The organism is Halomonas sp. SpR8 (assembly GCF_031010195.1).
Taxonomy (GTDB): Bacteria; Pseudomonadota; Gammaproteobacteria; order Pseudomonadales; family Halomonadaceae; genus Vreelandella.
The window spans coordinates 135,100-160,430 of sequence record NZ_JAUAMC010000007.1 but is presented as its reverse complement, the minus strand read 5'-3'; the positions used below and the strand labels follow the sequence as shown (position 1 = coordinate 160,430).

At 52.7% G+C, this 25,331-nt stretch carries 19 protein-coding genes; 4 read left to right on the top strand and 15 right to left on the bottom strand.

Going from position 1 to position 25,331, the window contains the following annotated elements:
• Both QT230_RS14895 and QT230_RS14890 read left to right on the top strand, forming a co-directional pair.
• Positions 1-939, top strand: a complete 939-nt coding sequence (locus tag QT230_RS14895) for a PA2778 family cysteine peptidase (protein WP_308322764.1) — start codon at positions 1-3, stop codon at positions 937-939.
• Between the two features lie 272 nt (positions 940-1,211).
• Positions 1,212-2,411, top strand: a complete 1,200-nt coding sequence (locus tag QT230_RS14890) for a GGDEF domain-containing protein (RefSeq protein WP_308322762.1) — start codon at positions 1,212-1,214, stop codon at positions 2,409-2,411.
• Positions 2,412-2,421: 10 nt separating this feature from the next.
• Here QT230_RS14890 and sthA read toward each other — a convergent pair whose 3' ends face one another.
• The 9 genes from sthA to QT230_RS14845 form a co-directional block, all read right to left on the bottom strand.
• Complete coding sequence (gene sthA, locus QT230_RS14885; RefSeq protein WP_308322761.1) at positions 2,422-3,813, bottom strand: Si-specific NAD(P)(+) transhydrogenase; 1,392 nt, start codon at positions 3,811-3,813, stop codon at positions 2,422-2,424.
• 147 nt (positions 3,814-3,960) lie between these two features.
• On the bottom strand, positions 3,961-4,215 hold the full coding sequence (gene nqrM / locus QT230_RS14880; protein ID WP_308322760.1) for a (Na+)-NQR maturation NqrM: 255 nt from the start codon (positions 4,213-4,215) through the stop codon (positions 3,961-3,963).
• Between the two features lie 222 nt (positions 4,216-4,437).
• A complete protein-coding gene (gene nqrF, locus QT230_RS14875) occupies positions 4,438-5,670 on the bottom strand; it encodes an NADH:ubiquinone reductase (Na(+)-transporting) subunit F (protein ID WP_308322759.1) in 1,233 nt (410 codons plus the stop codon).
• Between the two features lie 72 nt (positions 5,671-5,742).
• Positions 5,743-6,360 (bottom strand): NADH:ubiquinone reductase (Na(+)-transporting) subunit E, encoded by a 618-nt coding sequence (gene nqrE, locus QT230_RS14870; protein WP_308322757.1) that lies wholly within the window; start codon positions 6,358-6,360, stop codon positions 5,743-5,745.
• Between the two features lies 1 nt (position 6,361).
• Entirely contained in the window at positions 6,362-7,030 is a 669-nt protein-coding gene (locus QT230_RS14865; protein WP_308322756.1) for an NADH:ubiquinone reductase (Na(+)-transporting) subunit D, read from the bottom strand.
• 2 nt (positions 7,031-7,032) lie between these two features.
• Positions 7,033-7,854: a Na(+)-translocating NADH-quinone reductase subunit C gene (locus QT230_RS14860; RefSeq protein WP_308322755.1), complete on the bottom strand. Its 822-nt coding sequence runs from the start codon at positions 7,852-7,854 to the stop codon at positions 7,033-7,035.
• Positions 7,854-9,080, bottom strand: coding sequence for an NADH:ubiquinone reductase (Na(+)-transporting) subunit B (locus QT230_RS14855; protein WP_308322753.1), 1,227 nt, complete (start codon positions 9,078-9,080; stop codon positions 7,854-7,856). The genes QT230_RS14860 and QT230_RS14855 overlap by 1 nt, the downstream gene beginning before the upstream one ends.
• A complete protein-coding gene (locus QT230_RS14850) occupies positions 9,080-10,444 on the bottom strand; it encodes a Na(+)-translocating NADH-quinone reductase subunit A (protein WP_308322752.1) in 1,365 nt (454 codons plus the stop codon). The genes QT230_RS14855 and QT230_RS14850 overlap by 1 nt, the downstream gene beginning before the upstream one ends.
• Positions 10,445-10,751: 307 nt before the next feature.
• Complete coding sequence (locus QT230_RS14845; RefSeq protein ID WP_308322750.1) at positions 10,752-12,206, bottom strand: glyceraldehyde-3-phosphate dehydrogenase; 1,455 nt, start codon at positions 12,204-12,206, stop codon at positions 10,752-10,754.
• Positions 12,207-12,442: 236 nt separating this feature from the next.
• On the opposite strand from QT230_RS14845, the gene mfd reads away from it, so the two are divergent.
• Positions 12,443-15,892 (top strand): transcription-repair coupling factor, encoded by a 3,450-nt coding sequence (gene mfd / locus QT230_RS14840; RefSeq protein WP_308322890.1) that lies wholly within the window; start codon positions 12,443-12,445, stop codon positions 15,890-15,892.
• A gap of 96 nt (positions 15,893-15,988) precedes the next feature.
• A complete protein-coding gene (locus tag QT230_RS14835; protein ID WP_308322748.1) occupies positions 15,989-17,146 on the top strand; it encodes a L,D-transpeptidase family protein in 1,158 nt (385 codons plus the stop codon).
• A gap of 166 nt (positions 17,147-17,312) precedes the next feature.
• On the opposite strand, the gene QT230_RS14830 is transcribed toward QT230_RS14835, so the two are convergent.
• The 6 genes from QT230_RS14830 to QT230_RS14805 form a co-directional block, all read right to left on the bottom strand.
• The gene (locus QT230_RS14830) at positions 17,313-17,576 is read right to left on the bottom strand and encodes an Lpp/OprI family alanine-zipper lipoprotein (RefSeq protein WP_022523170.1); all 264 of its coding nucleotides are present in this window, start codon (positions 17,574-17,576) and stop codon (positions 17,313-17,315) included.
• A 218-nt stretch (positions 17,577-17,794) separates the two neighbouring features.
• Positions 17,795-18,421 carry a L,D-transpeptidase gene (locus tag QT230_RS14825; RefSeq protein ID WP_308322737.1) on the bottom strand — a complete coding sequence of 209 codons (627 nt, stop codon included), beginning with the start codon at positions 18,419-18,421 and terminating at the stop codon, positions 17,795-17,797.
• Between the two features lie 157 nt (positions 18,422-18,578).
• Entirely contained in the window at positions 18,579-19,043 is a 465-nt protein-coding gene (locus QT230_RS14820) for a 2-hydroxyacyl-CoA dehydratase (protein ID WP_308322736.1), read from the bottom strand.
• A gap of 51 nt (positions 19,044-19,094) precedes the next feature.
• The gene (locus QT230_RS14815) at positions 19,095-19,556 is read right to left on the bottom strand and encodes a DUF6586 family protein (RefSeq protein WP_308322734.1); all 462 of its coding nucleotides are present in this window, start codon (positions 19,554-19,556) and stop codon (positions 19,095-19,097) included.
• Positions 19,553-22,180 carry a type I DNA topoisomerase gene (gene topA / locus QT230_RS14810; RefSeq protein WP_308322733.1) on the bottom strand — a complete coding sequence of 876 codons (2,628 nt, stop codon included), beginning with the start codon at positions 22,178-22,180 and terminating at the stop codon, positions 19,553-19,555. The genes QT230_RS14815 and topA overlap by 4 nt, the downstream gene beginning before the upstream one ends.
• Before the next feature lie 314 nt (positions 22,181-22,494).
• Positions 22,495-25,071 carry a DUF3141 domain-containing protein gene (locus QT230_RS14805; protein WP_308322732.1) on the bottom strand — a complete coding sequence of 859 codons (2,577 nt, stop codon included), beginning with the start codon at positions 25,069-25,071 and terminating at the stop codon, positions 22,495-22,497.
• Between the last annotated feature and the right edge of the window lie 260 nt (positions 25,072-25,331).

The window sequence follows — 25,331 nt, the reverse complement described above, 5'->3', positions numbered from 1 at the left end:
ATGAATCACAGGTTTTATCACGCCCGCTTTGCGGGCGTTTTTATTTTGCTGCTACTAATGAGCGGCTGTGCCCGTAACCCGGTGTTACTGCAAAGCAGTTACAGCGAGCTGCCGCCGCAAGTTGAGATTGAAAGCGTTCCATTTTATGCGCAAACGGAATTTCAGTGCGGACCTGCAACGCTCGCAATGGTGCTTAATCATCAAGATGTTGAGACGGACGTTGAGCAACTGATTCCACAAGTATTCTTGCCGGAGCGCGATGGCAGTGTACAGCCTGAAATGCTCGCCACTGTGCGCCGTTATAAGCAGATAGCTTATCCTATTCGCGGCACGATGGATGAGCTGCTAGGCCACTTGGCAGCGGGAGATCCTGTCGTGGTCATGCAAAATTTATCATTACCCATTTACCCCATGTGGCACTATGCGGTTGCGATTGGTTACGACTTACCTAACGAGACTCTTATCCTGCGTAGCGGTGAGGTTGAGCGCCATACGATGTCGTTTAGTCGCTTTGACGCGACCTGGGCACGCACTGAACGGTGGGGATTTGTCGTTGCCGAGCCAGGCACACTGCCCACGGGCATTACCGCCCGTAACGCGCTAGAGGCGATTAGCGCCTACGAAGAGAGCCACGGGCCTCAGGCAGCACTTTCCAGTTGGGAAGCGTTTGTAGAGCGCCATCCGGCTAACGCAGTGGGTCAGTTCGCGCTGGGCAACGCCTTTTACGCCGACCGGCAACCCGACAAGGCACGCGAAGCGTTTGAGCGCGCAACCGAGCTTGATGAAGAGATTGGGGCCGCTTGGCTAAATCTAGGTCTTGTATTACGTCAGCTAGATCAGTCTGATGCTGCACGTAAGGCACTAACTCAAGCCGCTTCACTTGAAGGTAGCTGGCAAGAAAAAGCGCGGCTAGCCTTAGACTCGCTAAATAACCGTTAAATATCAACTAATACCACTATTTATTAATAATAACGAGCATAAGTATGATCCTACAATTAGTAAAGTTGTGGGATGGCAGAGTTTGCGGGCGAGTGCTTAAGTTGCATAAGGAAGACGTTTTCAAGTTGTTCTTTGGACTACCTGACCATTAATGGGAGAGGTGCCATGCGGAAATACCTTTTGCATCATAAGCACGCTCCGCACGTAGCCTTGTGCTCACTCCCCTTCGCCAACAGGGACACCATCTCTATTATCACGTCGATGGTGTCGTGATGATTTCTCGTTTCATTCAGCAGCCTGGCAGGAGTATGGCCGTCATTTTTGCCATTATCCTCTGTGCCATGTCGGCCCTGGTGGGCAGCTATGTTTACAACGCTTGTCAAAAAGCCAGTGCTGATTACACCTCATTGATTAGTGACGTTATGCTGGCGCAGCAAGCTGCACCACTATTGCGAGCTGCGTTAGAAGACAGCAGTCGTCAAGCTAACAGCAACCATATTGAATCTATTAGTTATTTTATTTCGCTCTCTCAACAGCATTTAACGACTATCCAATCGAACATTCGAACCCGCTCTCTCGTTTCGAGAGTCGAATATCTTCAAGGCCATTTTAGCAAACTTGATAAGCACTTGGTGCACTTAGCGCAACAGTTACAAGAAGCTCATCAACGCCCCGAACTTATTGACTCGTTGCAACGCTCAGCTATCGCGGCGGGAGGCATGCAGGCAGGGCTCTATAGCAAATTATCGGACGAAATTCATGCCCTTTCTTTTCGGCAACGTTTAGATATGCAACGGCTTTCAATCGCGGTTAGCGTACTACTGGTGCTGGTAGTTAGTGCAGCGATCACGCTCTGCCTGGCGGTTGTGCATCTACATCGCCAACGCACTTTAATGCAGCAGCTGATGTTAATCGATGAATTGACCGGGCTTTATAACCGTCGGCATTTAGTCAGTGCCGCCCAAGCTGCTCTGGCTCAAGCACAGCGTGATAACAAGCCGCTCAGCCTACTGCTGTTGGACCTAGATTACTTTAAGCAAATTAACGACACCTATGGGCACCCTACCGGCGATGAAGTGCTGCGTCAGATCAGTCAGCAACTGCGTCACCTGAGCCGACCATCGGATACCCTGGCAAGAATTGGGGGTGAAGAGTTTTGTTTACTAATGCCCAACACCACCACCCATGATGCGCTGCAGGTGGCAGATCGACTGCGCCGAGAGATTGAAAGCAATCAGCTCGATGGCCTGGCACTGAACGCGAACCCTACCGTCAGCATTGGTGTAACAACCGGATACGGCGGCATTCACACCTATGAACAGCTCTACTGCTTTGCGGATAAAGCGCTATATCAAGCCAAAGCACTGGGACGCAACTGCGTTGAAAGCATGTTGCCACACGCAGCTCCAACAGCGCTCAGTGAGGAAAAAACGTACTTCCCCATACTTACAAGCCAAACCATTGATTTTTAGCGCTTAAAGATTAAAACACTCGATTTAAGCCATTTTGCGCAGCCACCCGATAAGCCTCCGCCATTGTGGGATAGTTGAAGGTGGTATTAACAAAATACTTAAGTGTATTGGCGCCGCCCTCTTGCTGCATGATCGCTTGGCCGATATGCAGAATTTCAGAGGCTTGATCCCCAAAACAGTGAATCCCCAATATTTCCAACGTGTCCTGATGAAAGAGGATCTTAAGCATGCCGACCGTATCGCCGGTAATTTGCGCCCGTGCGGTATCTTTGAAAAAGGCTTTGCCAACTTCGTATGGTACTTTTGCTTCTGTCAGCTCGCGCTCATTCGGCCCAAAGGAGCTGATTTCGGGAATGGTATAAATACCGGTCGGCACATCGCTAACAAAGCGATACTCTTTATCGAGCAATTCATTACACGAGTTCAACCCCTGGTCATAGGCGGCACTCGCCAAGCTTGGCCAACCAATCACATCACCCGCCGCATAAATATGCGGCACCTCGGTACGGTAATGCTCATCGACACTGAGTTGGCCACGCCCATTGGCGTTTAAGCCAATATTCTCCAAGCCTAAACTGTCGGTATTACCGGTTCGGCCGTTCGCCCATAAAAACGCGTCTGCACGAATTTTCTTACCCGAATTGAGACGCACGACGACACCTGATTCATCGCCCTCAACGCTCTCATACTCTTCATTATGGCGCACTAACACACCATGTTTGCGCAAATGGTAGGAGAGCGCATCGCTAATCTCGTCATCCAAGAATGATAGAAGGCTGTCGCGGTTATTAATCAGATCGACCTTGACACCTAACCCAGAAAAAATCGATGCATACTCACAGCCAATCACACCGGCCCCAAAAATCACCAGTGTTCGCGGCGTATGCGAAAGACTTAAAATCGTATCAGAGCAGTAGATGCGCGGATGGCGGAAATTAATATCCGCCGGGCGATAGGGGCGCGAGCCGGTGGCGATAACAACTTTCTTGGCTACTAGCTCTTCCATGCCTTCCTGGCTGTCACGCACTACCAGGGTATGCTCATCTTTAAACCGGGCAACGCCATGGAATAGATCGATGCGGTTACGCGCATAAAACGTGGTACGCATTTCGACCTGCTTGTCGATCGTGCCACGTGAGCGCTCCATCACTTTCGGAAAAGAGAACCAGCGCGGTTCACCAATATCGCGGAACATACGGTTAGTGTTAAACGCCAGGATCTGTTTGACCTGATGGCGCAACGCTTTGGAAGGAATCGTTCCCCAGTGAGTGCAGTTGCCCCCTACCTGGGCCTGCTTTTCAATAATCGCCACGCGTTGGCCATGTTTTGCAGCGTTAATAGCCGCGCTTTCTCCCGCAGGACCCGTACCAATAACCACGACATCGTAATTGTGAACCGCCATACTCGCTGCGTCTCCTATTCCCCGTTAGAAAAACACGCCCGCCCAACACGCATGTTTTATGCATCGAATCACTGCTGATGGGGCCACTTAGAGCTGCATGCCTTTATATCACCCACTATTGACCACTTACTATTCACTACTTACCACTCACCGACGTGATGCGTCGTAGCCTAAATCGGCGCCGCGGCTTTCATCACTACGGCGGCGTACGCTGCCACGCTTGCGGTTCTCTTCTTCGCAGACTTCGTCTTTACCGCCGCAAATATCGCAGCCGTCTTTCATGCCGATTTGATTCAAACCACCGCATGAACCGGCAATTGGTTTGCGTCCCATAATGACGCCCACGGCCATCGCACCCATAACCAGTGCCATGAAACCGAATACCAGTAGCCAAATAGTCATATCAACCTCCCAGCGTTACATTGCCTAGCTTAAAATTATTTGCCTCACCTGCCGACAACAGTCGTATAGATAAGTGCCTCACGGTCTTTATTGATTAGCCCTATTGTACCTCAGCCGAGCTATTCATATCAGCGCTTGGGGCGCGTCTTCATCTATAAAACAAACGGGGCCGACCAAAAGGCCAGCCCCGCTTACAACAACTATCAGCTCTACACCGACAGTTTAGCCACCGAAATCATCCAACAGGATATTTTCCGGCTCAACCCCCATATCAAGCAGCAGCTTGATAACCGAGGCGTTCATCATCGGCGGCCCGCACATGTAGTACTCACAATCTTCCGGCGCCGGATGGTCCTTCAGATAGTTTTCGTACAGCACGTTATGGATAAAGCCGGTTGGGCCTTCCCAGTTGTCTTCTGGCAGAGCATCAGAGAGCGCCAAGTGCCACTCAAAGTTAGGAAACTCTTCGGCTAATTGATCGTACTCTTCGTTGTAGAAAGTTTCACGCCAAGAGCGTGCGCCGTACCAGAAGCTAATTTTGCGGTCAGTCTTCAAACGCTTCAACTGGTCGAAAATATGGCTACGCATCGGTGCCATACCCGCACCGCCACCGATAAAGATCATCTCGGCGTCAGTATCACGGGCAAAGAACTCACCAAACGGACCCATCACGGTGACTTTATCGCCCTCTTTCAGGCTGAATACGTAAGTAGACATCAAGCCAGGCGGATGATCAGTGCCGGGAGGCGGTGTCGCAATACGGATGTTGAATTTGAGGATACCCTTTTCATCCGGGTAGTTCGCCATGGAGTAGGCGCGAATCACTTCCTCGTTATTCTTATGGGAAACTTTGAACATATCAAATTTTTCCCAATCGCCCCGATACTCCTCATCGATATCAAAGTCAGAGAACTTGATATCGTAAGGCGGTGCGACGAGCTGTACATAGCCACCGGCACGGAAAGCTACTTCTTCACCTTCAGGCAGTTTCAAGTTCAGCTCTTTGATAAAGGTGGCAACGTTGGGATTAGCAATAACCTCGCACTCCCACTTTTTCACCCCAAAGACCTCTTCAGGGACTTCTATCCTCATGTCCTGCTTCACAGGCACCTGACAAGATAGACGCCAGCCCTCTTTCTTCTCGCGCATAGTGAAATGCGACTCTTCGGTGGGAAGAATTGAGCCACCGCCCTCTTCTACCCGACACTTGCACTGGGCACATGAACCACCGCCACCACAGGCGGAAGAGAGAAAAATCCCGTTGGCAGCAAGCGTATTTAGCAGCTTACCACCGGCCTGAGTACTTAAAGTATGCTCCGGGTCGCCGTTGACCTCGATGGTCACGTCCCCACTACTCACAAGCTTGCTACGAGCTGCCAGAATGATCGCCGTCAAACTAATAACGATGACCGTAAACATGACAACACCGAGCAAGATGACTGTTGTATCAACCATGTCGGTTTCCTATTGCTGGCGGTTTTAATTACCCAGCGACGCCCTTGGCACCGCTGAGAAAACCGGCTCCGATTAAAGCTGAATGCCTGAGAAGGACATAAAGCCCAACGACATCAGACCCACGGTGATGAAAGTAATGCCCAGCCCTTGCAGGCCGCCCGGCACATCGCTGTACTTCAGCTTTTCACGAATACCCGCTAGTGCGGCTATCGCCAACGCCCAGCCGGTACCTGCACCAAAGCCATAAACCACGGCTTCGCCGAAGTTGTAGTTACGCTCAACCATGAACAGTACGCCACCCAAGATGGCGCAGTTAACGGTGATCAGCGGCAGGAATACCCCTAGTGCGTTATAAAGCGTAGGCACGTACTTATCGAGGAACATCTCCATGATCTGTACGAGTGCAGCAATGACACCGATATAAGAGAGCAGGCCCAGGAACGACAGGTCAATATTCTCAGCACCGTTGATGCCGGTCCAGGTCAACGCCCCTTCTTGCAGCAAGTAGGTAAATACCAGGTTGTTCACCGGTACCGTAACGGTCAGCACAACGATAACCGCAATACCTAGACCAATCGCTGAGGAGACCTTTTTGGAAACCGCCAAGAAGGTACACATGCCCAGGAAGAAGGCCAGCGCCATGTTCTCAACAAACACCGAGGCAACAAAAAGACTCAGATAATGTTCCATGTTACACGGCCTCCTGAGGCTTGGTGTTTTCCTTCATTTTGAACTCATTATCTTCTACTTGCTCAGGGTTAACAGAGCGCATCACCCAGATCAGTAGGCCGATAATAAAGAACGCGGAAGGCGGCAGTAACAGCAAGCCGTTTGGCACGTACCAACCGCCATTTTGCACGGTTTGGAAAATAGTGAAGCCAAATACGCTGCCCGAGCCTAGCAGCTCGCGTACAAAGCCCACTACCATGAGCACGAAACCGTAGCCAAGACCATTGCCGATACCGTCTAAAAATGAAATGCCCGGCGTGTTGGACATCGCAAAACCTTCTGCACGCCCCATGACGATACAGTTGGTAATGATCAGGCCAACAAACACCGAGAGCTGCTTGGACATCTCATAGGCGTAGGCTTTTAGAATCTGGTCAACCACGATGACCAGCGAGGCAATAATGGTCATCTGCACGATGATACGAATCGAAGAGGGAATATGATTCCTGATCAACGATACGAACAGATTCGATAACGAACTAACAAAGATAACCGCCAATGCCATAACGAGCGATACGCTCATACTGGTGGTTACCGCCAGTGCCGAACAAATCCCCAGAATCTGGAGCGCAATGGGGTTGTTGTGGAAAATCGGCGCCGTTAAAACGCCTTTTGCATTTACGTCCGCCATGATCAGGCCCCCTCAACGTCTTCGAAGTTGGTATCGGTCTCTTCGGCGTCTTCCGGCTCAGTACCACTACGGAATTTAGCCAAATAAGGTCCGAATGCTTCTTCGCTTAACCAGAACTGCAACATATTAGTCACACCGTTACTGGTTAGCGTAGCGCCAGATAGCGCATCTACTTCGTATTCGTCACTGGCACCGCCTTTGGTCAGGTGAATTTCCGGTGAGAGGTCGCCCTCTTCATCGTAAATTTTCTTACCTTCCCACTGAGCTTGCCAGCGTGGGTTGTTAACTTCAGCGCCTAGGCCTGGCGTTTCGCTATGCTCGTAGTAGGTGATACTCACGATGGTATTGCCATCACCCTCTACGGCCAGGAAGCCACGCATTAAGCCCCAAAGCCCCTGACCACGAATAGGTAGCACGATCTGTTCCGGGTCATCTTCACCGCCAATCAGGTAAACCGTGGCGAAGTTTTCAACGCGTGATAGCCCCGCGATGTCCTGATCGCCGGAAAGCGTGCGTCCCGAAGCTGGGTCTCGAGCGGCCTCAAAACTGTCGTAGGTATCGGGATCGAACTCATCAGAGTATTCACCCGTATCCAGATCAACGACTCGCGCAGTGATCTCTTCGCTAAACACCTTTTCAACGTCCATGCCCGGCTCATAAAGCTTGGCAACGTTCAGGATATTAGTTTTGCGATCGAGCTCCTGATTAAGCTGCTGCATGGGTCGCAACGCGACCGCCGCAGTCGAGACAATGACAGAACACACGATACACAGTGAGAACGCCACTATCAGGATTTTTTTGATGGAGTTATTACCTTGTGCCATTAGGCAGTCTCCTCGGCCGGTACGCCGCTACGCTTCACACGACGCTTGATATTGGCCTGAACGAAGAAATGGTCAATCAGCGGTGCAAACAGGTTAGCGAACAGAATCGCCAGCATGATGCCTTCCGGGAAAGCCGGGTTCACAACGCGAATCAAGACGGTCATCACACCAATCAGCGCACCAAACAGCAGTCGGCCTTGGTTAGTCATCGAGGCTGACACAGGGTCGGTCGCCATGAAAACCATACCGAAAGCGAAGCCACCGATTACCAAGTGCCAGTACCATGGCATGGCAAACATGGGATTTGAATCAGAGCCGATCAGGTTAAACAGCGTGCTCGTCACCACCATGCCCAGGAACACCCCTAGCATGATCCGCCAGGAGGCAATCCGCGTCCACAGCAGCACTGCAGCGCCGATAAAGATCGCCAGCGTCGAAACCTCACCCACAGAGCCAGGGATAAAGCCAAGGAAGGCATCCCACCAGCTGAAGGCGTCGGTCAGCGCAGACATACCGTCCTGAAACGCCATAGAGAGCGCCGTCGCACCAGTATAGCCATCAGCGGCCACCCATACAGAGTCACCGGAGATTTGCGCTGGGTAGGCGAAGTAAAGAAATGCACGGCCAGTCAGAGCTGGGTTCAAGAAGTTCTTACCCGTGCCACCGAAGATCTCTTTACCGATTACCACACCAAAGGTGATCCCCAGAGCTACCTGCCACAGCGGAATAGTGGCTGGAAGAATCAGCGCAAACAGCACCGAGGTAACGAAGAAACCTTCGTTCACTTCGTGGCCACGCTTGATGGCAAACAGTACTTCCCAGAAGCCACCGACAACAAAGGTGACCAGATAGATGGGCAGGAAGTAAGTGGCACCAAGGACAAAGTTAGCCCAAAAACTGCTGGGATCATGCCCACCTGCCAACGTCATCATAATCGCTTCGCGCCAGCCAGCCATAGAAGCGTAGCCCGCGTCGATAGCTGTGTTAGCCTGCCAGCCTGCATTCCACATACCGAACAGCATGGCTGGGAAGGTGCATAGCCAAACGGTAATCATGATGCGTTTGAGATCGATACCGTCACGCACGTGAGCGGTAGTTTTAGCCACGCTCGGCGGCGTATAAAAAATCGTATCTACCGCTTCAAATAACGGATAGAACTTTTCGTACTTCCCGCCTTTGTGGAAATGCGGCTCGATATTTTGGAGTGTCTGTTGAATACCCATCATCAGGCCTCTTTCTCGATCATGGTGAGATTGTCACGCAGGATGGGGCCATATTCGTATTTGCCGGGGCAAACGTACGTACACAGCGCCAGATCCTCTTCGTCCAGCTCCAAACACCCAAGCTGCATGGCAACCTCAATGTCGCCCACGATCAGCGAACGCAGTAGCTGAGTCGGCATGATATCCAGCGGCATAACCGTTTCATAGGCACCTACGGGCACCATTGCACGCTCGGAGCCATTGGTAGAGGTAGTCGGCGCATAGTTGCTCAGGCCCTTTATCTTGGAGATGTAGATGCCCAAGATCGAGTGGCGATTGGCGCCAGGAGAGAGCCACCCCATGAACGTGCGCTTGTTGCCTTCTTCAAGCAAGCTTAGTTGATTGCAGAAGCGACCAAGGTAAGTCAACTTACCTTCAGCGGTAAAACCAGAGAACACTGAACCTGATATAACGCGTGTGTCATCGGGTTTGATGACTTCGCCGGCCAGGAGTTCATCCGTGCTGGCGCCGACGCGTGTACGCACCAGGCGGGGATTTTCAGCACGTGGGCCGCCAATGGCGACCACCCGACTCATATCCAACTTCCCTTCTACAAACAACTTACCGAACGCGATAACGTCCTGGTAGCCGATGTGCCAGACTTTTTTATGCAGCGCGACCGGCGAAAGGTAGTGAATATGCGTACCAACAAGTCCGGCCGGATGAGGACCTGCAAAGCTTTCAGCTTTTACGCCGTCCACATCGCCGCCCGGAATTGAGGCATTTCCGCCTGTACCATTATCTCCTGTACATAGGAAGACGTTGCCCTCGGTCAGGCGCGCTAACACCTTGAGGCCATCTTCAAATGCTTGCGCCTGTTCGTTGATGATCAGGGCAGGGTCAGGGCTAAGTGGATGAGTATCTACGGCGGTTACAAAAATATCGGCCGGAGTGCTATCAATGGCCGGTGTCCGCGAGAAAGGACGGGTGCGTAAAGCAGTCCATAGCCCCGACTCTACCAGTTGGTCGACGACGACCTGGCGTTCAAGCTGCGCCAAGGCATTACGGTCATGAGCAGCGAATTCAACCGCTTCCTCAGTTTCATCGACTTTGATTACGACAGATAGTAAACGACGTTTTTCGCCACGGTTTATTGCAAGCACTTCACCGGCAGCGGGCGCTGTATAGCGCACACCATCAATTTTCTTATCGGTAAAGAGCAATTGGCCCAGTTTGACCTTATCCCCTTCCTGGACTTCCATTGTCGGCTTCATGCCAACGTAGTCAGTTCCCAGGATTGCCACGTGGCGCACAAACCGCGCATCTTCAATACGCTGCTCGGGCGCTCCCGTGATGGGGAGATCCAGGCCTTTTTTGACTTCGATCATAGTCTCGCCCAGTTGTTGGATCGGATATACGAAGGTATGGGGTTCGAATGCTTATTTTCTGCTCAGCGAGTTGTTTTTTTCTGCTCAGATTGTTACCAGTCCGGCCCAAGTAGCACTTGAACCACCCCGAAAAATCCATCGTATTATAAAGATAACCGCGTCCAATGACCACATCCCTGAGCATCACCTAAAGTGCTATAGACATCGTAAAAAGCCTTGATTGTGGCAAAAAAACGCCACCCGAGGGTGACGTTGATAGCAGCTTACCGCCTGAAAGGCCCGTATCAGGCCAAACTAGCTCAATAAGTTAGCGTGGCAGTTTTAAGAACCGTACATTCGACATCTGCTGTAAAATACGCACGACTTGGCAACTATAGCCAAATTCGTTGTCGTACCACATATAAACGACCGCATGATGACCGTTCGCGATGGTCGCTTTGGCGTCGACAATACCCGCATGGCGGTTGCCCACAAAATCCGACGACACCACTTCTGCTGAGTCAACGTAGTCAATCTGCTTTTGATAGGCAGATTCAATCGACATACGGCGCAAATAGTCATTGAGCGCGACGGCGTCAGTGGTTTTGTCTAACGTTAGATTAAGAATCGCCATGGAAACGTTGGGGATCGGTACGCGAATGGCGTTCCCGGTCAGCTTGCCCTCAAGTTCAGGCAGTGCTTTAGACACCGCTTTCGCCGCGCCTGTTTCGGTCAATACCATGTTCAGCGCCGCACTGCGGCCGCGACGATCACCTTTATGGTAGTTGTCGATCAGGTTTTGATCATTGGTGTAAGCATGCACGGTTTCCACGTGACCATTGACCACACCGTACTCATCGTTGAGCACCTTCAATACCGGCACAATAGCATTGGTGGTACACGAGGCGGCAGACACAATAAGGTCATCGTCGCCGATTGACTCGTGATTAATACCGTAAACGATATTTTTAATATCGCCTTTACCCGGTGCCGTCAGCAGCGCTTTGGCAGCGCCTTTGCACTGCAGATGCTGACCCAAGCCCGCTTCATCACGCCAGATACCAGTGTTATCAACAATTACAGCGTTCTGGATATCGTATTCGGTGTAATCGATCTCGCTGGGTGAGTCGGCGTAGATCACCTGAATCACGTTGCCATTGACCGTCAGCGTGCGCGCCTCAGCATCCACTATGATAGTGCCGTCAAAAGGCCCATGCACCGAGTCACGACGCAGTAGACTGGCACGCTTTTCAAGGTCTTTGGCCACATCACCATGACCACGCACCACAATTGCGCGCAAACGCAGGAGGTTACCGCCGCCAGCCTTCTCAACCATCACCCGCGCCAGCAGGCGGCCAATACGACCAAAACCGTAGAGCACCACATCTTGAGGCTCGCCGGTACTGGCGCCGGGCTGATACCCGTCAATGATTTCGTGCAACTCTTTACGTAGGAACGTCTCTACATCTCCGCCGCCCTGACGCTTAAACATCACCGCGAGCTTGCCTACATCCACATGAGCGGGGCCAAGATTTAGCTCAACCATGCTCTTAAGCAGGGGGTAAGTATCTTCAACAGAGAGCTCAGTGCCTTCTAATTTGCGCACGAAACGGTGGTCTTTAAGGATACGAATAACCGACCGTTTGATCAGCGAACGTCCGAACATGGTGGCAACGACGTTGTTCTGACGATAGAGCTGCCCCACTAAGGGAATTAGTTGCTCCGCCAAGGCTTCGTTACCTTGCCATTCTTGAAAAACGTTTTCGAGAGCTTGCTGACTCACGTGCGGCCTCATCATGTAGTGGAAACTGTGGAAGCATTATCCGGGGCAAGCTTTGTGGCCGCAATGAAAGGATAGTCGCACACCATGTAGGGGTATTACAGAAACAGCGATCTCACTACAAAATCACCTATTCAAGTTCAATGTTACTCCGCTAACGATTTGCGCGAGCACTCTAACTGAAAGGCGCTATCGTGTATGATCTGCTTTCCGTTTCAGCGCAAAACGATATCTTGATTATGCCGACTTTCTCTCTGCTCGAACCGCCCCAGCCTGAAGGGACTCGCGATACGCTCTACTGGACATCGCCGCCGGGCAGTGCGACTGCGCTGGCACTCTCTCGGGTCGCCACGCAAGCTCCGCTTTTGGTGATTACGGCCAATACGGCCAGCGCCCAGCGCCTGGAGCAAGACCTCTACTTTTACAGCGACGTCCCGGTACTGCCCTTCCCTGACTGGGAAACGCTGCCCTACGATAGCTTCTCTCCCCATCAGGACATTGTATCGGCCCGTCTACGCACGCTGCGCCAACTGCAAGACGGCGTGCGCGGCATTGTCCTGGTGCCGATCAATACGCTGATGCAGCGCCTTCCCCCAGTTGAATATATCGCCGGGCGGGTCATGACGCTTAAAACCGGCGAGCGTTTGGATCGCGAAAGTTTCCGAGAATCGCTATCCCGGGCGGGCTATCGCGCTGTTGAAACCGTGTATGAGCCCGGCGAATACGCTATGCGCGGCGCGCTGATCGACCTATTTGCAATGGGGATGGATGAGCCAATCCGCATCGATTTATTTGATGACGAGATCGATACGCTGCGCCACTTTGACCCCGGCAGCCAGCGCTCCACAGACAAACTGGAATCGCTGGAACTACTGCCTGCCCATGAATACTCGCTCAGCCGCAGCGCTATCGCCTGTTTTCGCGAGCAGTTTGAGACCCTGTTTGATGTCGATCCGCGCCAATGCCCGCTCTACAACGATGCGTTAAAAGGCATCCCTTCGCCGGGCCTTGAGCACTATTTACCGCTGTTTTTCGAACAAACGGCCTCGCTGTTTGACCACCTGACCGACGACACGCGGGTCGCACTGCTGCCCGAGGTCTTTCATGCTGCCGAGCAGCACTGGCAATCCATCGATGCCCGCTATGCGAATTTAGGCGTGGATCCCACGCGGCCGCTGCTCCCGCCACACCGGGCATTTTTCCCGGTCAGTGACGTATTCGCGGCTATCAAGGCACGCCCACGTATAGAGTTAACCGAAAACAGCGAACAACGCCACGCGCTTGATCCCGAATCAGCGCCACTACCTTCGGTTTCAATCAACGCTCGCGCCAAGCAGCCGCTCGGGGAGCTTGGCGCTTTTTTGAAAGCCCATGCCCAAACCCGCGTACTGTTTGTAGCAGAGTCTCGGGGACGTCGCGAAGCACTAGAAGAGTTATTGGCTCCGTTAAGGCTATCGCTACCTCATACCGATAGCTTTCACGCTTTTCTGGCCAGTAACGAACAGTATGCAATTACCGAAGGCCTCATCGACAGCGGCCTGTGGCTGAATAACCCCAGTGTTGCGGTGATTAGCGAAACGGAGCTGTTTGGCGATGTCGTTCGCCAGAGCCGTCGCCGCGAAAAAGCCACCGATGATAACGAGCTTGCGGTACGCCATCTCTCAGAGCTGCGCGAAGGCGCACCCGTGGTTCACCAGGCCCACGGTGTGGGCCGCTATTTAGGCCTGGAAACACTTGAGGCTGGCGGCCAAGCCAACGAATTTCTCGCCCTCTCCTACGCCGATGGCGCCAAGCTTTATGTGCCTGTCGACAGCCTGCACCTTATTTCACGCTATAGCGGCGCCGACGACGAACTGGCACCGTTGCATAAACTGGGCTCCGACCAGTGGGAAAAAGCCCGCCGTAAGGCCGCAGAGAAAATTCGCGATACCGCCGCCGAACTACTGGACGTTTACGCACGCAGGGAAGCCCAGCAAGGAGTGGTCTATGAAGCACCAGGCGAGGAGTATTTACGCTTTTCCGGCAACTTCCCGTTTGAAGAAACGGCCGACCAGCACGCGGCGATTGAAGCCGTCATCAGCGACATGACGTCGCCGCAGCCCATGGATCGCGTGGTGTGTGGCGACGTCGGCTTCGGCAAAACCGAAGTGGCCATGCGCGCAGCATTTTTAGCCGTGCAGTCCGGCCGCCAAGTAGTGGTACTGGTGCCCACGACGCTGCTGGCACGCCAGCATTTTGAGAACTTCCGCGACCGTTTTGCCGATACCGCCGTGAATATCGGCCTGATCTCGCGCTTTACCAGCGGCAAAGAAGTGACCCAGACGCTCGAGAGCATTAAAAGCGGTCAAACAGACATTGTGATCGGTACCCACAAGCTGCTGGCCAAAAGTGTCGAGCTACCCAAAATGGGCCTGCTGATTATCGATGAAGAGCACCGTTTTGGCGTTGCGCAAAAAGAGAAGCTCAAGACGCTGCGTGCCGAAGTCGACATTTTGACGCTGACCGCCACACCGATTCCACGCACGCTGAATATGGCCATGAGCGGCATCCGCGACCTGTCGATCATCGCCACGCCGCCCGCCCGTCGGCTGTCGGTCAAAACCTTCGTCCAGCAGCACGACCCCAGCATTATTAAAGAGGCGCTGCTGCGCGAGATACTGCGTGGCGGCCAAGTCTATGTGCTACATAATGAAGTCAAGACAATCGAAAATACGGCAGAAAAAATCCGCGAACTGGTTCCCGAAGCACGTGTGGGGGTTGCCCACGGCCAGCTACCAGAGCGCAGCCTGGAACGCATCATGTCGGACTTCTACCACCGCCGCTTTAACGTGCTGGTCTGCTCGACCATTATCGAAACCGGCATCGATGTGCCGAGCGCCAATACGATTATTATTGAGCGTGCCGACAAATTCGGTTTGGCTCAGCTGCACCAGTTGCGGGGCCGAGTCGGCCGTAGCCATCACCAGGCTTACGCCTATCTATTAACACCAACCCCTAAGGCGATGACCCGCGATGCCATTAAGCGCCTGGAAGCGATTAGCGCCTCGGATGATTTAGGCGCTGGCTTCACGCTGGCCAGCCACGATATGGAGATCCGCGGCGCAGGCGAACTGTTAGGTGACGAGCAGAGTGGCCAGATGGAAACCATTGGCTACACGCTCTATATGGAGATGCTGGATCGCGCGGTAAAAGCGATTCGTGCAGGCAAAACACCTAATATTGATGCGCCCTTTAATACCGGCGTAGAAATTAGCCTTAACCTGCCTGCGTTGATTCCTAATAATTACATTCACGATGTGCAGCAGCGACTAGTGATGTACAAGCGGATTGCCAATACCCAAAGCGATAGTGAACTTAAAGAGCTGCAGGTTGAGCTTATTGACCGCTTTGGCCTACTGCCCGCAGCACTGAAGAATCTTATTCGACAGACCAAGCTGCGTCATCGCGCTGAGCAGTTGGGCATCAGCAAGATTGAAGCCGGCGAAAGCCGTGGTCGAGTGCTATTTGAAAGCAGCACCCAAGTAGATCCCATGACCCTGGTAACCCTTATTCAGACGTCACCAACGCATTACCGTCTGGATGGCTCTGACACCTTACGATTTGAATTACCTATGGAAACTGCCGACAAGCGTTTTCAGCAGCTAGAAAACCTACTCAGCACCCTTAATCAAAAAGTAGCGGCGGCGTGAACCTTGGGGCAAACTTATCACTAGCTATCCCGCAGGGGATAAAAGCAGTGGCCCAACAACGCGCATCAGCAGTGAATTAACACATTAGGAACGACCATGAACATTCGCGATACCTTTACCCACTGGGGCCCCACCAGCCTGGCAGTACTATTAGCCGCTAGCCTGATCAGCCCCGCTTTTGCGCAGCAAACTGATGAGCAAGCCGACAGTGCTGCCCAAACGCAAGAGCAGCAAGAACAAGGGCAAGACCAGGCGCAAGCACAGGAAATCAGCATCGACGCCATTGATAGCGCCGCCCAGGTTGCTGATAAGAATGAACTGCCTCGCGGCCACTTCCGTCTACCCGAGAAAGGCGATGTGATTGGCGAGCGCTATACCGTCGTCGTCGAAGATCCTAAGCAGACGCTGGTTGATATTGCCCGTCGCCACAATATTGGCTACGAAGAAATTCGCATGGCCAACCCAGGGGTTAGCCTTTGGGTGCCCGGGGTAGGTACTGAAGTTGTTATTCCGGCGCAGTACATTCTGCCCCCTGCTCCGCGGGAAGGTGTGGTCGTCAACCTTTCTGAACTGCGCCTCTACTACTACCCAGCCGATAAGCCAGGTATTGTCGAAACCTATCCTGTCAGCGTGGGGCGTGAAGAGTTTGCTACCCCGGTTGGCATCACCCGCACGACCGTTAAAGTCAAAGACCCCGCCTGGGCACCACCAGCATCCATGCGCCACGAAGCCGCCGCACGTGGCGAGCCAGCACCCTCTGTTGTGCCGCCGGGCCCTAATAACCCATTAGGTGAACACGCGATTCTTCTCGCCATGCCGAGTTATCTGATTCACGGCACCAACCGCCCCGAAGGCGTCGGTATGCGCGTTAGTCGTGGCTGTATTCGTATGTACCCGGAAGACATCAAATCACTTTATGAGCGTTTACCTAGCGGCACCCAGGTCAACCTGATGGATGCGCCATTCAAAGCAGGCTTTGCTGCCGACGGCACTCTATTCGTGCAGTCTTTCCCACAGCTGGAAGAGAATGTAGAAGGCTTTGAACCACTGCTTAACGCACTGGAACGGGTCAACGAGCTGACTGACGAAGAGATTGAAATAGACGCCGAGCAGATACAGCGCATCGTAGAAGCCCCAGACGGCCACTTTATTGCCCTCCACGGCCCCCAAGCCCCTGAGCCAGAACCTGAGCCCGTTGAATTGATTGACGAGCTTAAGCTAAGCGCCTCCTCCGCTGAGAACGAAGACGCCTAACTCCGTACGCAGCAACAAAAAACCCCGCCGAAGCGGGGTTTTTTGCGTAGCTAGCGGCAAATACTGCTTGCCTCACATTGATACTAACCTGCGTTTTAACTAACTACGTCATTCATCCAACAGCTGCTGAGAAAGTCAGGAGACTTCCTCAGCAGCCCAGGCAGAATTACTTCTGCATGGAACGCTGGAACATGCGGTTCATTTCTTCACGGTTCTGCTCAGACATCTGCAGAGCAGCCTGCGCATCGCGCTGGGCTTGGTTTGCAGTGTTCATAGCTTGTGAAGCCATGCTGCGTGCTTCTGCAGCGTCAGCCTGCGCAGATTCAGCAGTCATGCGAACTTCTTCCAGTGCGCTGGTAGAAGCACAACCTGCAAGAATTGCCAGAGAAGCGGCAGCAGCAGTCATCTTGAGAGTAGTTTTCAGAGTCATAGTGTTCTCCTTGAGTCGTCCTTGGGTACTACGTTAAGGGTATGACAAAGGTAAGGTTACGTACTTAGCGTAAGTACTTAGCTTAAATTTGTCTACCTGCGGTGCAGGTTCATTACAGTGACTTGACGCTTGCAAGTCAAACGCTGTTTTATAATAGAAGACAGCGGTTGTCTATAGCCACTTGTTTAAAACCTCGAACTTCCTTCAACGGCATAAGCTTAACGGATCACTACGCGGGTGCCAACACCCACTAGCTCCACCAAGCGATCAATTTGTTCGTTGGTAACGGCAACACATCCTTGGGTCCAGTGGTAGCGCCCATGAATATCAGGATCTGCACTGCCCAGGCCGTGAATTCCAATCGCCCCACCCAAAGCGGTGTTTTGCGGTGGGTGGCCGTTACGTCGGTAGTAATCGAAGTAATCATCATAATCAGCTTGTGAATAAATTCCTTTTTCCAACGCCATGCGAGCATGAGCTGGGGTGGGGAAATCAATCCCCATAAAGGTACGCCATTGGCTTTCATAGTTAAATCGATTGATACGAAACTCACCCTTTGGGGTGACATTATCACCCCGAACCCGCTGGGTCTTAGCCCCAGCGCGCCCTAACGATATTGGCGCAAAACGCTCTACCAGCGCATTACCGCGAAACACGCTCAGTGTAGCGTCCTGATCGTCAATCAGCACCCACAACTCGCTACTATGGCGTGGCACGTGAGCACGCGCCAGCATTGCCTCAACGAGGTCTGACGTGCCCGTCTGGCTAGGCGCGTTGACAGCGGCACTAGCAGCGGCTGGCAGGCTCAGCGCCATAACTAAAAAACGACGACGATTAACTAACATCTTGGCAGCTCTCGAAACAAGTTAGCCTGCGGTTGATCGACTAGGCACATCTTGTGGCTGTTATACCTTATTCCCATATCCACCGTTAGTAATTTCGTCATGAGTGCAATAATGGAGTCCTGCGTAAGGTCGGCAATAAACACTGACAGGTACGACATTAAATGCCCTGCAGCTCTTCCATGCTGGCCATCATATGACGTATTTCTGAATTATGCCCTTCAGCCAACGAGTTAAAGAACTCCTCTTCAGGCTCGATTTTCGCACGCGAAGCGCGGTGCTTATACAGTGACTGCAAACGCTGATGCGCGGTTGTCGCCGTTTCCATCGCATCTTCAATAGAACCGATGACCGTCTGTTCCGCAAGTCGGTTTAGTTCAGGGGGCTCGGGGAACTCACCTGATTCATCGAACCATGTCTCCAACACTGTTGAATGATCAGAGCCATCATGAAACAAATCTTCAAGGCCCGTTTTCATTTTCAATTCTCTGCTGACCAAATAGTTCAATGCCATTTGCAGGCGTTCATTTTCCGCCGCATCAGCAGCTTCACTGTACTGGCGAGCCATACGCGCATGAAAACCTGCTGCCCATTCGACTAAATCTTTAACTTGGTTATAGCGCATCGTGATCTCCTTTTCAGCCTACTCATACTCAGCGTTTGCAAACCAAGCCAATTACCACTCCAGGCTGGTTTCGCGCAGCGCCCCTATTTCGCGCTTGGCGGCCTGAAGATTTTCCTGCAGTTGCTGGCGTAAACTGGTTTGATTACCTACCGCAATCATAGCGGGATTGTGCACCGTTCGTCGGGCGGCACCTTCGTCGCTATGCAGGCGCTCAAGCTGTACCACTAACCAATTCAACCAACTCTCAGGCTGCTCTTTCAAATCGCGTAAGCGGTGCAGCTCCGCTAGCTGAGGGCCATCTGTTGCAAGCAGCACACTCCAGCGATGCTCTGCTAGCCGTGCATGCTCGGTGACTTCACGCAATAGGGATGTTAAAGCCAGCTCAAACAGCGCCAGAGCGCTCTCATCCAACGCCATTTGCCGCGCCGAGGCGTGCTCATCATCCCCGGCGGGCATAGCGGCTATTAGCTCTGCCTGATAGAGCAACTGATTAGTGCGCGAACGAGCATTCACTTGCGCTTATCTTCCACATGCCACTTACCGGCATCGAACATGGCTTTCCAGCCAGTCGCCTTGCCCTCTTCATCAGTCATTACGTACTGCTCTTTGGTTTTGCGCGAATAACGAATTTGCGCCGGACGGCCATCCGGGTCTTCACTGGGCGCTTTAAGAATAAAGTGATATTTCTCCGGCAGTTCATCGGCGTGCGCTTTTAGCTCTTTCACTAGCGGCGGGCGCGTTTCCCGGTTTTTCGGGAATTTGCTTGCCGCTAGGAACAACCCGCTGGCACCATCACGTAACACGTAGTGGTCTTCCACCTTTTGGCAAGCCAATTCAGGCATGGGAATTGGATCCATCTTCGGCGGGGCTACATCACCACTTTTTAACAGCTTGCGGGTATTTTTACACTCGCTGTTGGTACAACCAAAATACTTGCCAAAGCGGCCAGACTTCAACTGCATCTCAGAGCCGCACTTATCGCATTCGATGATCGGACCGTCGTAGCCTTTAATCTTAAATTTCCCGCTTTCAACTTCATAGCCATCGCAATCAGGGCTATTACCACAGATGTGCAGCTTGCGCGTTTCATCAATCAGGTAGTTATCCATCGCCGTGCCGCACTTTTTGCAACGACGCTTGGCGCGCAGCGCATCAGTTTCGGCTTCTTCGCCTGCGTCTTCGGCTACGGCTTCCTCACCAGGAATAAGATCGATAGTTGTCTTGCAACGCTCTTTAGGTGGCAGGTTATAGCCACTACAGCCCAGAAAAACGCCTGTTGAAGCGGTACGAATCTGCATGTGGCGACCACATGTCGGGCAGTCAATATCCGTCGGCACCGGCTGATTGGGGCGCATGCCGTCATCGCTTTCCGCCTGGGCAAGCTCTTCGCGAAACTCGCCGTAGAAAGCATCTAGCAGCGCCTGCCAATTGCGCTCACCTTCAGCAACTTCATCCAGGCTGTCTTCCATACGCGCGGTAAACGAGAAATCCATCAAATCCGGAAACGACTCTTTCAACCGTTCTGTGACGATATCGCCCAGCTTCTCGGCATAGAAACGACGATTTTCTAGCTTCACATAGCCACGATCTTGAATAGTCGAGATAATCGATGCGTAGGTAGAGGGTCGGCCAATACCTTGCTTTTCAAGCTCTTTAACCAGGCTGGCTTCCGTGTAGCGCGGCGCAGGCTTGGTAAAGTGCTGCTGAGGATCGAGCGCTTCCAATGTCATGGGCGTGCCCTTCGGCAAGTCAGGAAGGCTCTGGTCTTCATTTTTACCGCTGGGCTTCATGACACGCGTGTAGCCGTCAAACTTAAGCACACGCCCTTTAGCGCGCAGATCATAACCATCGACCTCGACACTGAGGGTACTCGACAGGTACTCAGCGGGTGTCATTTGGCAGGCGACAAACTGGCGCCAGATCAATTCATAAAGGCGTTCTGCGTCGCGCTCCATGCCAGCCAAGTCGGAGGCTTGACGCTCTACACTGGAAGGTCGAATCGCCTCGTGCGCCTCTTGAGCACTCTCTTTGCTGCTATAGCGGTTAGGCGCTTCGGGTAGGTAACGCTCTCCATACGCTTCGCCAATGTAGCTGCGGACACCCTCTACCGCGTCTTTCGACAAATTGGTCGAGTCGGTACGCATATAGGTGATGTAGCCCGCTTCATAGAGGCGCTGGGCCATGGTCATGGTCTTCTTAACAGAAAACCCTAACCGGCCGCTTGCCGCCTGCTGCAGCGTAGAGGTAATAAAGGGAGCAGTAGGCTTGGAGCTAGTGGGCTTATCTTCGCGAGAGGTGATCGCCAACTTGGATTTTCTAAGCTGTTCGATGCGCGCCAAGGTATCTTTTTCAGAGGTGGGCCTGAAAGCCTTACCATCCTGGCGCATCAGCGCAAAACGCACCAAATCGCCGTCTGGCGACGCCAAATCAGCGTGCACGTCCCAGAACTCTTCTGGAATAAACGCACGAATTTCGCGTTCACGCTCAACGATCAAGCGTACCGCCACTGACTGCACACGCCCGGCTGATAAACCCCGGGCTACTTTGGCCCACAACAGCGGCGAAAGCATAAAGCCTACAACACGGTCTAGAAAACGCCGTGCCTGCTGAGCCTCCACCCGAGGAATATTCAGCGCGCCAGGCGCCTTGAAGGCGTCCTGAATAGCGTTTTTAGTGATTTCGTTAAACACTACACGCTTGTAGCGGCTGTCATCTCCGCCGATGGTCTCGCGCAGGTGCCAAGCAATGGCTTCCCCTTCGCGATCCAAATCCGTCGCGAGGTAGACAGCGTCAGCTTTCTCAGCCAATTTTTTAAGCTCGGCAACGACCTTCTCTTTACCGGGCAGCACCTCGTAGCGCGCTTCCCAACCGTTATTGGGGTCGATCCCCATACGGCGAATTAGCTGATCCTGGCTTTTGCGCTTTTTATACTCAACTTTCTCTTCCGCCGACATCTTACGTGTCGCTGCGGCTTGGCGCGCGCGCTCCTTGGGATCGGAGGCAGCCTTACCTGAGCCGCTGGTCGGCAGGTCACGAATATGACCTACACTCGACTTTACGATGAAATCGTTGCCGAGATATTTGTTAATCGTCTTCGCTTTAGCTGGCGACTCGACGATGACCAGTGACTTGCCCATAGTGCTCCACTTTCCTAATGCACGGGCTGTCTAGCGCGTGCTCTGAATTCGGTGCCGTATCGCCGGGATAAAATAGCCCGTGAAAAAAGATACGGATGAAAAAATGCGCCTACCCTACCCCAGCCTTTGGCTAAGCGCCAGTAGCAACCAAGCTCCAGGGAGAATCCGTAGATCTTAGACAACCAAGGTTATATTTCAGATAAATAGTAGCTAGACACTAGACTGCCACCAGCATTACGGCAACCCAAAAGGTAATGAGACAAACAAAGCGCCCCCACCTAATAGGCGGGGGCGATGTCAGCTAACGCACTGTTTTAGCGCTTACGCGGTGTCTTTCGACGCCCGGAGGTGCTAGCGGCTTTTGGTGGAGCCGACGTCGCCGATGCCTCGTTACCGTCGGACGGTTTAGCTGCTTTTTCGTCGGTTTCAGCTGTCGGCTTAACAGAGGCCAATTTCGTAGTTTCTGGCTTGGCTGCTTCTGGCTTGGCTGCTTCTGATTTAGCAGCTTGAGACTTAGCGGCTTGAGGCTTAGCTGCAGCAGCCTTGGGCTGAGCAGGCGTTTTAGCTTTTGTCGACTCGGCTTTAACACTGACGGCAGACTGCTGTGCAGCGACTGGCTTGGCCGGGGCTGCCGTCTTACGGGGTCTTGCCTTATCAAACAGCGCTTTAATCTTAGTAAAGCGTTCAGCCATATGCTCTGAAAGCTCGCCGCTGGCTGCAAACACATCCTCAAGATGCTTCATATGACCGTCAATTTCGCTATTGCTTTGACCGGCCAATAACTCGGGCAGCGAGTTGAGTGCCTGCTCACGATCCAGCTTTAAAATAAAGAACTGTTCACGCACCAGATGCTTGAACTCACTCAACTCAATGCCTGGCTCAAGCTCTGCACGCGAGGCGCGCAGGCGCTTAAAGTTGCGTTCATCGGTGGCCGGAGCGCCGCCCAATACGTAGATAAGCGAACGCATCACCGCTTCATGAGCGCCACCGTGAGCAATTTTCGCACTTAACGCTTCCTGACGCTGTTCAACGAAGCGACGGTGCTCGGGCTCTGCTCCAGGCCGACGGCGATGCACATGGGCATCGCCATAGAGGCCAACAGCGGCCTGCAATAAAGGCTGGCCGTAGACATCCATAAACATTTTTTCGGTACTGCTATCGCGAAAATCGCGCATCGCGTTAAGGCTGGCGACTAATTGGTCAGAGCCCATGGTTTCCAGCGCTTTAAACAGATTGCCCTGGGAGACCGGGTGACGATTTTTACGCACCGCTTCCGCCATAACAGGCAGCGGTACGGTCAGCGGATTACGGTCAGAAAGCAGCTTATAGCCCAAACGAATCGGGTGCATCCGGCGCATTAAACGCGCCGCTTCTGGCGTAATCATGGCTTTTAGCCAAGGCTGCATGAAAAGCCGATACATTCCCAAATTGATTTCTGAAATCCGCGCCACCGTGGCAAAACGACGGTCGTCTTCAGGCTTGTGCATCACATCACGATCCAGCTCATCAAAATTACGGGGCGTGAATTCCAACAGGTAGTCGCGCTCGATTAACTCAGGATCATGGTGATCGTCTACATGCGTCACCGTGGTTTCATAGAGCCCCGGCGGCATCACATCGATATAATCCATGTTCGCAGTGAATTCGGTATGCTCTTTGCGCGACACACTACCTGACACAAAAATACCTAGATGGCCTGTTGTATCATGCTGGCAATAAACGATGGTTTGCTCATTGGCAATGATGTCGTCTTCATCTTCATAAAGATCACGAATCCAGCCCAAGGCTTGGGGGGGCGGAGTAATATCATCCCCACGCGAACAGAACACCACCACTGGCGAACGCACATTGCGCAGATCAATACGGCGGCCATCCTGTGTCACCAACTGAGCGGTAGATAGCCGATTACCGACAAACAGGTTATCAACGATATATTGGATCTCTTCACCACCCAAAACGACGTGACCACCCCACCAGCGTTCGAACTCAAGATAACGATTAGCCTCAGTGTCGACATTGTCGTAAAGGTGATACTGCTTCTTCCAGTAAGTGTTGGCTGGATTGAGACGCTCAAAATTCTGCACCAACATAGCGCCATCAAAAAGGCCGTCACCCAGATCGCTGGCCAGCGCCGTCATCCAGCTCCCCCCTGACATGCCACCGGTATAGCGCATGGGCGCCTTACCATGCTCGCCCGCCCAGTATGAGAGCGGCGCACCGGCAATTAGAATAGGACCAAAAACGTCTGGCTCTAAGGCGGCTGCCATCATGATTTGCCAGCCTGCCTGGCAATTGCCCACCACCATCGGCTTTTCAGTGGTTTCGGGATGGAGCTCAATCACATGACGCAAAAAGGCAATTTCCGACTCGACAACATCCTCGACGGTCTGCCCCGGCTCTGGAAACGGCAAAAAGCCGATAAAGTAGCAGGGATGTCCGGCTTTTAACGCCACACCCAACTCGCTGTCAGGTTTAAAACCGCCAATCCCTGGCCCGTGTCCCGCGCGCGGATCGACCACCACGAAGGGACGCTTTTGGAGATCGATTTCAGTCCCTTCATGGGGCAATACTCGCAGCAGCTCATAGTTGGTAGGACGCGGCAGCGTCCGGCCATCCATTAGTACTTCGGTATTAAAACCCAGCACATTGGGCTTGGTTTGCTCCATGTGCTCAAGGTATTGATTGCCGCGCTCGCGCATAACATCAAAATACAGAACGCTACGCTCCACGCTGTCACGCCAATAAGCAAATGCCGAACGGCCAAACCCAAACGGATCAATCAAAGAAGCAAGCGCCTCACTACCGGGCAAATCTGAGGGGCCATTTTGTTGCTTCATCCATGCGCTTGTGAAAGCGGAAGCAGGAAACAAAGGATTGGCGAGAAAGTTCATAAGTTCTCCCATAGGATTGATGCACAGGCATCAGCCCCGAAAGCAATGATGCGACCATACAATAATGATGCTGCAATGCAATATAGTCTAGGCCACTACGCCCACGGCGTCGATCTTTAACCCTGATAATTACGCCTTATACGACTACCGTTGCCATTTTCAGGCGCCCTTCGGCCCGCTAACCAGCCACCGCGTCGCCTGCTTACCGGTGCTCTCACCATAGCGGCCCAGGTGTCCTGTTAACAGCGAGATATGTTACA